The organism is Nonomuraea pusilla (assembly GCF_900109355.1).
GTDB classification, from domain to species: Bacteria; Actinomycetota; Actinomycetes; order Streptosporangiales; family Streptosporangiaceae; genus Nonomuraea; species Nonomuraea pusilla.
In genome coordinates this window covers 38,629-50,517 of record NZ_FOBF01000031.1, presented here as the reverse complement: position 1 = coordinate 50,517, position 11,889 = coordinate 38,629, and the positions used below count along the sequence as shown (strand labels likewise).

Here is an 11,889-nt window from a genome sequence, read left to right as displayed (position 1 = left end):
GACCTTCCGGAGACCCTAGCGGGAGAAGCTCCGCAATACCTGGGGAACGATACTCGGTGCGGTCAATGTGGCAAAACCACCCTTTTGGTGCTGATATGACGGAGAGTGATCGTCAGTGGCAGCATGCGTGACCGCGCCACGCGCGCACGCCCTCGCGGGCCGCGACCACGGCCAGCGCCACCGCCATGGCCGGATCGACCCACCACCAGCCCAGCGTGTTCAGCCACAACCCGGCCAGCACGCCCGCCGCCATCGCGCCGCACATGAGGTTCTGGGTGCCCTCGCCCGACGTGGCGGCCGAGGCGAGCCGCGCGCCCAGCCGCCGCTTGGCCAGACCCAGCAGAGGCATGCCCACCAGGCTCAGCGACGTCACCACGATGCCCAGCGCCGTCGGCTCGGGACGGTGCCCCACGTCCAGATCGTGCGCGACGTGCACCACCAGGTACGGCGCGAGCAGCCAGAAGCTCACCGCGACCGCCCGCCGCGCCGTGGTCTCCGCGTTCGGCGAGAGCGTGCGCGACCCGGTGAACCGCCACACCACGATCAGGCTCGCCGCCGCCTCCACCAGCGCCGACAGCGCCCAGCCGATCAGCGCCACCGAGTGCGCCGACACCCCGGCGGCCAGACCGAGCGTGCTCTCCGCCGCCAGCCACACCAGCGTGGCCACCGAGAGCGTACGTGCCGCCCGAGCGTCCCGCAGCCACCCCGCTGACGCGGCCGGATGCTCATGAACCCACTGGTCAGGCACCATGATCCCCCGAATCCCCGGCGTCCGGCCGTGACAGCGCTGTGTACCATACCCGTTACCGATCGTGACCTTAGTGGCTTCGGCAAACAATGCCCAACCTTCACCGGATAATGGGCCATGATCGGTGGGGGGAGGGGTCGTGCCGTTCACGCCCAGTCATATGGCCGCTGTGCTGCCGCTGGTGTCCTCGTCACGGGTGCGCAGGTTCGCCGACCCCTGGGCGCTGGCCCTCGGCGCGATGGTGCCCGACCTGCCGATCTTCATGCCGTTCCTGCCCGACTACACCAACTGGCACTCCTGGACGGGCGTCGTCACCATCGACCTGGTCGCCGTGCTGGTGCTCCTGCCGCTGCTGCACGGAGTGTTCCGCGACCCGCTCATCTCGCTGCTGCCGCCGTCGCTGGCGGGCAGGGCGGCGGCGCTGCGGCCGCAACGGCTCAGGGTGCTCCCCATCGTCGTCGGCGGCGTCGCCGGCGCGGCCAGCCACGTCCTGTGGGACTCCTTCACCCACTCCACCGGGCCCGCCCACTGGGGTGAGTGGCTCGGCGTCTCCGTCTTCGGCGTGATCAGGCTCTTCCGCCTCCTCCAGTACACCTCGTCCGTGGTCGGCCTGGCCGCCGTCGTCTGGTGGGCCTGGCGCGGCCTGTCGAGGATGTCCCCGCTGGAGGTGCCCCACCGGCTCGTGATCTCGGCGAAGGCGCGGTGGGGTGTCCTCGCCGCCGGCGCGCTCGGCATGGTCGCCGGGGCCGTGCTCTGGCCCATGGTGGACGAGCCCGTGCCGCACCTCGGGCTGCCCAGCGTGATCACCAAGACGGGCGCGGGCACCGTCGTCGGCCTGTGCCTCGTCCTCACCTGCTACGCGGCCGTCTGGCAGGTCAGGCGGCTCGTGGCAGTATCGGAACGTGCTTGAACACGTCACCGACGCCGCCGACCCCCGCCTGTCCGACTACACCGGCCTGAGGGACGTCGAGCTCCGCAAGAGCCTGGAGGCCGAGCGGGGCCTGTTCCTCGCCGAGGGCGAGAAGGTCATCAGACGGGCGATCGGCGCGGGCCACCCCGTCCGATCGGTGCTGACCACGCGGCGCTGGCTCGACCCGCTCGCCGACGTCCTCGGCGACGCCACCGTGTACGTCGTGAGCGACGAGATCATGTCCGGCATCGCGGGCTTCCAGGTGCACCGGGGCGCGCTGGCGTCGATGGAGCGCCTGCCGCTGCCGTCCGTCGCGACCCTGCTGTCGGGGCGGGCCGAGCGCATCCTCGTGCTGGAGGACCTCGTCGACCACTCCAACGTCGGGGCGATCTTCCGCTGCGCCGCCGCGCTCGGCGTCGGCGCCGTCGTGCTGTCGCCGCGCTGCGCCGACCCGCTCTACCGGCGCGCGGTCAAGGTGTCGATGGGCGCGGTCTTCGCCATCCCGTACGCCCGCATGGACCACTGGTACGACGGCCTCGAGCAGGTGCGCGCGGCCGGGTACCGGCTGCTCGCGCTGACGCCCGACCAGCACGCCACGCCCCTCGACCGGGCGAAGCTGGGGGAGCGGGTGGCGCTGCTCCTGGGCTCTGAGGGCGACGGGCTGTCCTCCCGCTGGCTGCACGAGGCGGACGAACCGGTGTGCATCCCGATGAGCGCGGCGGCGATGCGGGCGGGCGTCGACTCGCTCAACGTCGTGGCCGCCGCCGCCATCGCCTGCCACAGCCTGATGCGCTCCACCGGCTGAGCCGCGACTTGAGCGCTCAGGGCCACTCGGGGCGCTCAGGGCTGATCGGCGTCGCTCAGGGCTGGTCGGGGGCGCTCAGGGCCGGCCGGGGCCGGTCAGGAGTGCTCGCCGAGGCGGTTGCCGAGGCGGTGGGGCAGGGGGCGCCTGACGATCGGGCCCGCGCCGCCGGCCTCCCTGATGTGCCGTTCGACCGCGGCGGCCTGCGAGCCGGTGGTGACCAGGGTCAGCTCCCAGACCGGCTCGCCGTCGCGGGCTTCCTCGCGGGGCCCGCCGCGGGGCCCGTCGCGGGGGCCGGGCGCGGGAGAGATGTCGATCGAGGCGGCGAGGCCGCCCCCGACGATGCGGCGCGCGAGCGCCGCCGCGTTCCCGTGACCCTCCACCGTGGTGCTGACCTCGATGTACGCCTCCATGGCCGTCCTTCGCGCAGGGGAGGTCCCCTACGTTAGCCGGGCCCGCGCCCCCGGGCCAGGGCCCAACCCGAACCGCACTCGGCCCGCCTGCCCACGTCGTGAGGCGGGGCCGGGAAGACGGGTCAGCCGGCCGCGAGCTGCTCGCCGGCGTAGTCGAGGAGCTGCGCGGCGGTCTTGAAGCGGCGCTCGCTCTGGTCGCCGAGGAGCACGCCGACGACGGTCCTGCCGCCCCGCTCGCCGGCGAACAGCAGGCAGTACCCGGCGGCCCTGGTGTAGCCGGTCTTCACACCCAGCACGCCGTCCGAGCGCTGCAGCAGCTTGTTCGAGTTGCGCCAGGTGTGGGCGCGGTGCACCGCCGTCTTGCCGACCCGGTGCGTGACCGTGCCGACGACGGCCTGGAACGTCGGGTTCCGCAGCGCGGCCTGGGCGAGCCTGGCCTGGTCGACGGCCGTCGAGTAGCCGCCCTTGGCGGGCACGGGGAGGCCGTCGGCGTTGGTGTAGCGGGTGTCGGCCAGCCCGAGCGCGCGGGCGGCCCGGTTCATCTTGGCGACGAACGCCTCCTTGCCCGGCCCGTACCTGCGGGCCAGCGCGTTGGCCGCGTCGGCGCCGGACGGCAGCATCAGCCCGTACAACAGGTCCCTGACGGTCAGGCGTTCGCCCTTTTTCAGCCCGGCCGTGGTGGCGTCGTTGCCGGCGGCGTGCCGCACGTCCGACTCGCTGATCGTGATCGTGTCGGTGAGCCGCGCCTCCCGCAGGACGACGTAGGCCGTCATGACCTTCACCAGGCTCGCGACCGGGACGCGGCGCGTCTCCCGCTTGCCGTAGTGGACCGTTCCCCCCGAGTCGACGACGTAAGCCGACCTGGCTCCGACCGCCGGTGCGCCGGGCGCGGCGGCCGCGGGCGAGGAGACGCCGAGGAGCACGGCGAGCCCGGTGAGCATGGCGAGCACGGCGGAGCCGATGAAACCCCCAATTCGCATGCCAGACATGTTGGCAGGAGATCAACGCCGCGTTTGCCGAACTCGACCTTAAGTCGCCGATTCATCGGGGTAAATGCAAGATAGATCTGACATACCGGGGAGAGCGGCGGCCATGACAGCCAGGTTCATCATCAGCCGGGACGAGCGGGGCGGTTTCAGCTTCGCGCTCGTCGCGGCCAACGGCCAGACCCTCGCGGTGGGCGAGGGCTACCCGAGCAAGGCCGCCTGCGTCAACGGCATCGAGACGGTCCGCAGGGCCGCCCCGGACGCGACACTCGACGACCGCACCGCCCCGGACGCGACGCGGGAACCGGTGGGCGAGGCGTCGGGCGGCTAGGACGTCGCGGCGCGCTTCCTGCGGCGGCGTACGAGGTACCAGGCGAGAGCGGCGGCGGCCAGCACGGCGACGCCGGCCGCCGTGACCGGGGAACGCGCCGCCAGCTGCAGGAAGCTCCACACCGCGGCGGTGAGCCCGAACCACCACATCGGCGCCCACGTCAGGCAGCCCGCGGCGGTGGCGACGAGGTACCAGGGGTACGACACGCGCAGCGCGCCCGCCACCCACGGAAGGGTGTGCCGCAGCATGGGCACCCAGAAGCACCCGAAGACGGCCAGCGCCCCCCACTTCTCCAGGACGCGTTCGATCGAGGCGATGCGCTCACGGCCCAGCCGCACGCCGACCCGCGAGTCGTACAGCTTCTCGCCCAGCCTGCGGCCGACCCAGTAGTACACCTGGAACGCCCCGAACAGCGCCAGGATCAGGATCCCCCCGACCAGCCAGTACGGCAGGCCGAGCCAGAAGGGCCGCGTCGGGTCGGGGATGGCGATCGCCGCGCGTCCCATGTGCACCACCCCCGTGAAAGACATTAGGTCAGCCTTACCTCATGCGCACGCCCACATTACCCGCACCCTGCCTGCGATCCTCCTCCGACGGCTGCAAGCGGGGCACAAGCGAAGATCAAGCACCTCCCCGTACACCTGAGGGTGAACGAGAAGGAGTGCCTGATCCATGACGACGAGAAGCGCGGCGGCCCTGGCCAGCGGAACCCTGAACGCGGCCAAGCTGTTCGTGGGGGCTCTCGCCTTCACCAGCGCCTACGCGGGCCTGTCCGCCTACCACACCGCCGGGTCCGCGCCGCGGCCGGTGCGGACGGTGGAGCTGTCGGCCCGCGAGATGCCCCTCGTCACCCCGGCGCGCACCGCCGCCGAGCCCGCGCCCGGCACGATCGCCGTGACCGCCGCCGCCCACGACGGCCCCGGCTGCCGCACCACGCTGCGCGCCCGCGGCGTGATCGTCAGCCCGGAGCCGGGCGGCAGCGTCCTGTACGGCTGGCGGCTCGCCCGCTGGAGCCCGTCGGCCCGGGAGTGGCGCACCTACCTGGTCAGCTACGACGGCTTCGCCGGGGCGAGGCACGTCGCCGCCTGGGAGGCCGACGTCACCGCCAACCCCGGCTCGTACCGCTTCGAGCTGTCGGGCGAGGGCCTCAGGACCGTCACGAGCGCCCGCGTCACGGTGTCGTGCTGACTGACCGCTGCGCCGCCTCCACCCAGCGTGGTACGCCCACCCGCTGCGCTACCTCCAGCGCCTTCAGGTAGTGCTCGCGGGCCGCGTCGGGCTGGCCGAGGCGGATGGCGAGGTCGCCGAGGGTCAGCGCCACCGGCCACAGCGCGACCACGCCGGTGCCCGCGCCCGCCACCCGGTCGGCGAACGGCTTGAGCTTGTCGTAGCAGTCGACCATCCGCTCGCGGTCGTCGAGCAGCATGCCGGCGAGGGCCCGCCACGTCATGACCAGCTCGTACAGGAAGTCGGGCCGGACCGGCGGGCGGGTGGCGGCGACCGCCTTGGCGTCCTTCAGGTGGCCGGCGGAGGCCAGGGCCAGCGCGTACGCGTCGAGGGTCCACTTGGCGCCCCGCAGGTGCGCCCCGGCCAGCAGGTCTACCGTCTCGGCCGCCCGCCCCGCCACCAGGTGCAGGCAGAACGTGGTGATCAGCGGGAGGTCCTGGCGGCCTTCGAGCATGCCGGCGCGGGCGGTCATCCTGGCCGCCTCGCGGTAGGTGCGCTCGGCCCCCTCGTAGTCGCCGGCGATCATCTGGCGCTGCCCGGCGTACCAGACGCACACCGCGGCGGGCGCCGACAGGTCGTACTGCCTGGCCAGCTGCTCGGCGGCGGCCGCGTGCTCGTCGGCGGCGCGGAAGTCGCCGCGGGCCGCCGCGCACTCCAGCAGCACCAGGTGGGCCAGCGCCTGGGTGGCCATCTGGCCGGACCGCTGCGCGACCTCCAGCAGCTCGCGCCCGATGCTCTCGCGGCTGTCGACCGCCGGGATGTCGTACGACTGGCGCAGCCGGCCGCTCAGCGCCGCCGCGATCAGGGTCGGGTCGCCGCTCTGCCTGGCGAGCTCCAGCGCCTCCAGCGACGCCTGCCGCCCGCGCTCGGGCGACGAGGAGCCCTCCAGCTCCAGCGCCAGGGTGGTGAGCAGGCTGGCGCGCAGCCGCTGCTCGCCCGGCGGCAGCTCCACCAGCGCCCGCTCGGTGACGTCGACGATCTCCCACGCGGTGCGGGTGAAGTCGCGGGCCATGCCCTTGTGCGGCACGGCCAGCGACGCCGCGACCTTGGCGGTGATCTCGAGGTCGCCCAGCGGCAGCGCCATGTCCATGGCCTGGCGGCGCAGCAGCCGCGCGGCGGTCATGTCGCCGCACAGCGCGAGCGCCCTGATCTGCCTCAGCATGAGCCGCAGGCGTTCCTTGGTGTCGCCGCCGGTGCGGTCGAAGGCGGCGATGGCCTGCTCCCACAGGGTGGCCGCCTCGCGGTGCGCGAAGCGCCGCTCGGCCTGCTCGGCGGCGAGCCCCGCGTAGTGGACCGCCTTCTCGGCCGCGTCGGCCAGGAAGTAGTGGTGGGCGAGCGCCGCGACGTCGGACGGGTTGCGCCGCTCGATGACCGCGGCGACGGCGGCGTGCAGCCGGGTGCGGCGCAGCCTGGACGCGTCGGAGTAGATCGTGTCGCGCACCAGGTCGTGGTCGAAGCGCAGCAGCCCGGGGCCGGGCTCGGTGACCAGGCCGGCCAGCAGGGCGGCCTCGACCGCCTCGATCACGGCGTCCTCGTCGACGGCGACCGCGACGAGGACGTCGAGGTCGACGTCGCGCCCGATCACGGCGGCCTGGAGCAGGATCTGCTGCGCGCCCGCGGGCAGCCGCGAGATGCGCCGCCGCAGCACGTCACGCACGCCGGACGGCACCTGCGACAGCACCTCGGCGGCGCTGGCCCGGTCGGCGGCGCCCTCGGAGTCGAGCAGGCGGACGGTCTCCCTGACGAAGAACGGGTTGCCGCCGGTGCGTTCCACGATCGACTCGACGGCGTCCTCGTCGATCTCGCGGACGCAGGTGGCGCGCACCAGTTCGGCGACGGCCTTCGGGTCGAGCCCGGACAGGCCGACGCGTACGGGGCCGAGCCTGGCCAGCGCGGCCAGCACGTCGGACTGGCGGTCGTCGAGCTCGCTCTCCCTGCAGGTGACCACGAGCAGCACCCTGCTGGTGGCGAGCAGGCTGGGCAGCGCGCGCAGCAGGGCGAGGGTCTGGTCGTCGGCCCAGTGGAGGTCTTCGAGCGTGAGCAGCACGGGGGCGCGGCGGGCGACGCCCGCGAGGTAGCCGCCGACGGCCCGGTGCAGGCGGAAGCCGCCCGACACCTCGTCCTCGTCGGGGTCGGGGGCGGCGTCGTCGAGCAGCGGCGCGAGGAGCTGGGCGTACTCGCCGGCCCCGGTCATCGAGGTGAGGGCGCGCAGGATCTCCACCCACGCCCAGCCCGGGGGTGTGGCGCTGGAGTCGGGGCAGGCGCCGGAGGCGGTGATCCAGCCGTCGCCGCCCAGCTTGCCTTCGAGCCGGCGCAGCAGGGTGGTCTTGCCGGCTCCCGCGACGCCGGTGACGATCGCGACCTGGAACCTTCCGGTGCGCGAGGCGGCGGCGGTGAGCCTGCTCAGCTCGGCGTCGCGGCCCACGAACGGCTCGGGCTCCAGCGGCGGCGGCTCGACGGCCGCGGCGGGCCTGGGCGGCCAGGTGTCGGTGGCGGCCGCGGCGCGCGCCTGCCTGGGCGGCGGCGTGAGCTCCAGCTCCGGCGACTGCGCCAGGATGTCGGACTCCAGCTTGCGCAGCGCGGGGCCGGGGTCGATGCCGAGCTCGTCGGCGAGGATCGTCCTGGTCCTGCGCAGGGCCGCCAGCGCGTCGCCCTGCCTGCCGCACCGGTACAGCCCCAGAGCCAGCAGCCGCCAGCCCTCCTCGCGCAGCGGGTGCTCGGTGGTCATCGCCTCCAGGTCGGGCACGGTCTCGGCGTGCAGGCCGAGGCGCAGCCCGCTGTCGGCGTGCCGTTCGCGGGCCACGAGGCGCAGCTCGGTCAGCCTGTTGACCTCGGCCTCCGCCCACGGCTGGTCGGCGAAGTCGGAGTAGGGCGTGCCGCGCCACAGCCCGAGCGCCTTTTCCAGGCGCCCGCGCGCGGACTGCGGGTCGCCCTCCTCCATGTGCTCGCCCGCGGCCTTGACAAGCTGTTCAAAGCGGAGCGCGTCGACCTGCTCGGCGGCGGCGCGCAGCGCGTAGCCGGAGGCGACGGTCACCAGCAGGCGGTTGGGGCCGCCGCGCGGGCGGCCGGGTTCGAGCACGCGCCGCAGCCGCGAGATGTAGACCTGCAGGCCCGACTGCGCCCCCTTGGCCGCGTCGTCGGCCCACAGATCGTAAAGAAGCGTGTCAACAGGAACGACCTGACCTCGGGCCACGAGGAGTCGGGCGAGGACGGCCCGCTGCCGCAAGCCGCCGAGGTCGAGTTCGTCGTCGTGTTCGTACGCCTCGACTGGCCCCAGAACTCGGAACGCCACCATGTCAGCCGCCACGCTATGCGTGCCTAGGAAGCACGCACAAGGTCTTTGTTCTGTTTGGGATCGTCACTGCGGGGCCTTCGAGATCGTGGACGGGGGTTCCGTGGGGGCGTTCCGGCCGTTGCGCCTGCGCAGGAGCGCCCACGCGCCCAGCGCGAGACCGCCGAACGGGATCTCGATAGTGTAAGTCCAGAAGCCGAAAAGCAGTGCGGTGGCGGTGGCCGGCGCCGCCGCCACGCCGAACGCGGTCAGCAGGAGCACCACGCCGCCCTCCATGATCCCGGCCCCGCTCGGCGTGATCAGCGCGCTGGTGAGCACCCGGGAGAGCGCGAAGACGGCGATCGACTGGGCGAGCCCCGGGTAGGCGCCCGTGGCGTGCATGCACACCGCCATGATCGCCCACTGGAGGCCCAGGAAGAACACCATGGCGACCGACAGCTGCGCCCACTTCGTCCTGACCGTCTTGGCGGTGTCGGCGCGCAGGTGGTCGAGCGCCTCGGACGGGCGCACCCTGCGCAGCCGTACCAGCCGGGCGAGCGCGTCGAGGAAGCGGCCGAGCAGCGCCGCCGCGCGGTCCCAGTAGAGCGCCGCGGCGACCACCGCGCACAGGGCCAGGATGGAGATCGCGCCCGTCCAGCCCGCCTTGGCGACGGTGGCGTTGGGCACCTCGCCCGCCATGAGCAGCGCGATGATGCCGACGGCCGGCAGGATGAATCTGAACAAGGTGTTCCAGATGCCGCTGACCAGCGTCATGACGACGATCGCCCGGTTGGCGAAGCCCCAGCCGCGCGTCATGCCGAACGTGAGCGCCACGCCCGCGGCGCCGCCGAACGGCAGCAGGTTGCTGACCGCGCTGCCCGCCGCGTTCAGCGTGAGGGCCTGGAGGTTGTTCAGCCCCGGCAGCGAGCCGGTCAGCACGAACGTGTACGCCAGCAGGCTCAGCAGCCACAGCGCCGTCATCAGCGCGATCGTGCCCGCGCCCAGCGTGCCGAACACCCTGCCGATCTCGTGCCACGAGACCGGCTTGCCGGTGAGCGCGTGCACGATCTGCGGCAGGTAGACGACGAGCGTCACCGCCAGCGCGAGCGACAGCGTGGACAGGACGATCTGGAGCCAGGTGTTCTTCATCGGCACTCAGTCTGCCGGGAGCGGCGGGGTCGGCGGATCATACCCAGGGCTCATTCCGGCCACTGGCCGAAGGGATGAGTCAGGCGGGCGCCGGGCGGCAGGTCGCGGCGCACGTACCACTCGGTGCCGAACACCAGGTGGTACAGCGGGCCGGGGACCTTGAGCATCACGGCGAGCGTGCGGTCGGTGTCGCCGCCGCTGGCCTGCGACGTGTGCGCGGCCATCGAGGCGCGTTTCTGCCTGGTGTACCTGCGCACGTTCACCCGGTGCGTGATCGCCTCACCCGGCGAGTACGCGCTCTCGAACGTCCGCACGTCGAACTCCGGCGGGAACCGGTAGAACCGGCCCGCCAGCTTGAGCAGCCTGACGAGCGGGTCGCGGTTGACCGTCGCCTCCAGGACGATCTCCGTGCCCGCGATCTCGGCCGCCCGCCTGCCGACCCGGTGCACCTGGACGTGGTCGGGGTGCCCGTAGCCGCCGGCCGGGTCGTAGATCGCCAGCAGGTCGGCCCGTTCCTCCTGGAGGATGTCGGCCAGCCGCTTGGCGGCCTCCTCGGTGTCGGCGTCGATGAACGCGTTGTCGGGCCGCTCCTCGGCGACGCCGCCCTTGGGGCTCAGCCCCGAGTCGCCGTAGCCCAGGCACTCGACCCTGGCGCAGCCGAGCACGGCGGCCGACTTGTAGAGCTCCTTGAGCCTGGTCTCGCCGAGCGCCTCTCCGGGCTGGATGTCGGCCAGGCCGCGCTCGCCCGCGGTGGCCACCACGAGCACCACGCGGTGCCCCTCGGCCGCGAGCATCGCCATGGTGCCCGCCGTGAGCAGGGCCTCGTCGTCGGGGTGAGCGTGGAAGAACACAGCGGTACGTGGAGGCACATGCCCAGATTAGTGTGGGAGGGGTGCGGATCTTTCACGTGAGTGACTGTTACCTGCCGCGGCTCGGGGGCATCGAGGTCCAGGTCGCCGACCTCGTACGCACGCAGCGGGAGGCCGGCCACCAGGTCGAGGTGGCCACCGCCACCCGCGGCGAGGCGCTGCGGGGGGTGCACAGGATCGTCGCCAGGATGCCGTTCGACCTGCCGGTCCACCCGTTCGGAGTGGGGCATCTCACGCGGCGCATCGCCGCGTCGCGGCCCGACGTGGTGCACGTCCACACGGGGGCGGTCTCGCCGTTCGCCTGGATGGGGGTGCGCGCCGCCGTGCGGTCAGGGGTGCCGTGCGTGGTGACGGTGCACAGCATGTGGGACCCGGTGACGCGGGCGCTGTACCGGCTGCTGGGGCTGGCGTACCCGTGGCGCTCGTGGGGGCTGGTGGCGACCACGGTGAGCAGCGCCGCCGCCGCGCCCATCCGGGCCGTGGCGGGGCCGGGCGTGCCGGTACGGGTCGTCTCCAACGGTCTCGACCTGTCGGGCTGGACGCCGCCGCCCGGCGCGCCGGGACGGCGCGAGGACGGCGAGGTGCACGTCGTGGCCGTGGGCCGGCTGGCGCCGCGCAAGCAGCCGGTGCGCCTGCTGCGGCTGCTGGCCGCCGCGCGCGCCCGCGTGCCCGCCCGCGTCCCGATGCGGGCCACGATCGTCGGCGACGGGCCGGCCCGCGCCCAGATGGAACGCTTCATCGCCCGCCACGGCATGGCGGGGTGGGTGGAGCTGCCCGGACGCTACAGCCGTGAGGAGATCGCCAAGGTCCTGGAGTCGGCCGACGTGTTCGTCGCGCCGGCGCCGCGCGAGTCGTTCGGCATCGCCGCCCTGGAGGCGCGCGCGGCCGGGCTGCCCGTGGTGGCCAGGGCGCAGAGCGGGGTGGCCGACTTCGTCAGGCACGGCGTCGAGGGGCTGCTCGGCCGGTCGCCGGCCGAGCTCGCCGCGGCGGTGGCGCGGCTCTGCTCCGATGACGACCTGCGCCTGACGATCGCCGCGCACAACCGGGCGACGCCTCCGACCACGGGCTCGTGGCCCGCCGTGCTGGAGGGCTTCGACCGCGCGTACGCGCAGGCGGGCGCGCGCTGAGCCCGGCGGGCGCGCGCTGGGCCAGGCGGGCGCGCGCTGGGCCAGGCGGGCGCGCG

At 73.6% G+C, this 11,889-nt stretch carries 12 protein-coding genes; 5 read left to right on the top strand and 7 right to left on the bottom strand.

Annotation, left to right across the window (positions count from 1 at the left end; genetic code table 11):
• Nucleotides 1–112 precede the first annotated feature (112 nt).
• Nucleotides 113–667: a cation efflux transmembrane domain-containing protein gene (locus BMX74_RS39640; protein ID WP_236715158.1), complete on the bottom strand. Its 555-nt coding sequence runs from the start codon at nucleotides 665–667 to the stop codon at nucleotides 113–115.
• Nucleotides 668–872: 205 nt separating this feature from the next.
• On the opposite strand from BMX74_RS39640, the gene BMX74_RS39635 reads away from it, so the two are divergent.
• Entirely contained in the window at nucleotides 873–1,658 is a 786-nt protein-coding gene (locus BMX74_RS39635) for a DUF4184 family protein (RefSeq protein WP_337959886.1), read from the top strand.
• Nucleotides 1,651–2,463 (top strand): TrmH family RNA methyltransferase, encoded by an 813-nt coding sequence (locus tag BMX74_RS39630; RefSeq protein WP_063792358.1) that lies wholly within the window; start codon nucleotides 1,651–1,653, stop codon nucleotides 2,461–2,463. Before BMX74_RS39635 ends, BMX74_RS39630 begins: the two co-directional genes overlap by 8 nt.
• Before the next feature lie 95 nt (nucleotides 2,464–2,558).
• Here the strand turns inward: BMX74_RS39630 and cutA are convergent, their stop codons facing one another.
• Together cutA and BMX74_RS39620 are read right to left on the bottom strand one after the other, a co-directional pair.
• A complete protein-coding gene (gene cutA / locus BMX74_RS39625; protein ID WP_063792359.1) occupies nucleotides 2,559–2,873 on the bottom strand; it encodes a divalent-cation tolerance protein CutA in 315 nt (104 codons plus the stop codon).
• 122 nt (nucleotides 2,874–2,995) lie between these two features.
• Complete coding sequence (locus tag BMX74_RS39620; protein WP_256257571.1) at nucleotides 2,996–3,853, bottom strand: D-alanyl-D-alanine carboxypeptidase family protein; 858 nt, start codon at nucleotides 3,851–3,853, stop codon at nucleotides 2,996–2,998.
• Nucleotides 3,854–3,965: 112 nt separating this feature from the next.
• Between BMX74_RS39620 and BMX74_RS39615 the strand changes: the two genes are divergently transcribed.
• Nucleotides 3,966–4,190 (top strand): YegP family protein, encoded by a 225-nt coding sequence (locus tag BMX74_RS39615; RefSeq protein ID WP_091105558.1) that lies wholly within the window; start codon nucleotides 3,966–3,968, stop codon nucleotides 4,188–4,190.
• Here BMX74_RS39615 and BMX74_RS39610 read toward each other — a convergent pair.
• Nucleotides 4,187–4,720 (bottom strand): DedA family protein, encoded by a 534-nt coding sequence (locus BMX74_RS39610; protein ID WP_236715161.1) that lies wholly within the window; start codon nucleotides 4,718–4,720, stop codon nucleotides 4,187–4,189. The two genes, BMX74_RS39615 and BMX74_RS39610, sit on opposite strands and share 4 nt — an antisense overlap.
• Nucleotides 4,721–4,862: 142 nt before the next feature.
• Here BMX74_RS39610 and BMX74_RS39605 point away from each other — a divergent pair, with 142 nt between their 5' ends.
• Nucleotides 4,863–5,378 carry a hypothetical protein gene (locus tag BMX74_RS39605; RefSeq protein ID WP_055509889.1) on the top strand — a complete coding sequence of 172 codons (516 nt, stop codon included), beginning with the start codon at nucleotides 4,863–4,865 and terminating at the stop codon, nucleotides 5,376–5,378.
• Here the strand turns inward: BMX74_RS39605 and BMX74_RS39600 are convergent.
• From BMX74_RS39600 to BMX74_RS39590, 3 genes are read right to left on the bottom strand one after another with little or no spacing between them, the layout of a single operon-like run.
• Nucleotides 5,362–8,724, bottom strand: coding sequence for an ATP-binding protein (locus tag BMX74_RS39600; RefSeq protein ID WP_256257569.1), 3,363 nt, complete (start codon nucleotides 8,722–8,724; stop codon nucleotides 5,362–5,364). The two genes, BMX74_RS39605 and BMX74_RS39600, sit on opposite strands and share 17 nt — an antisense overlap.
• 51 nt (nucleotides 8,725–8,775) lie before the next feature.
• A complete protein-coding gene (locus BMX74_RS39595; protein ID WP_055509893.1) occupies nucleotides 8,776–9,837 on the bottom strand; it encodes a lysylphosphatidylglycerol synthase domain-containing protein in 1,062 nt (353 codons plus the stop codon).
• 50 nt (nucleotides 9,838–9,887) lie between these two features.
• Nucleotides 9,888–10,706, bottom strand: a complete 819-nt coding sequence (locus BMX74_RS39590) for a PIG-L deacetylase family protein (RefSeq protein WP_256257568.1) — start codon at nucleotides 10,704–10,706, stop codon at nucleotides 9,888–9,890.
• 38 nt (nucleotides 10,707–10,744) lie between these two features.
• On the opposite strand from BMX74_RS39590, the gene BMX74_RS39585 reads away from it, so the two are divergent.
• Nucleotides 10,745–11,833 carry a glycosyltransferase gene (locus tag BMX74_RS39585; protein ID WP_082535665.1) on the top strand — a complete coding sequence of 363 codons (1,089 nt, stop codon included), beginning with the start codon at nucleotides 10,745–10,747 and terminating at the stop codon, nucleotides 11,831–11,833.
• The last annotated feature ends 56 nt before the right edge of the window (nucleotides 11,834–11,889 follow it).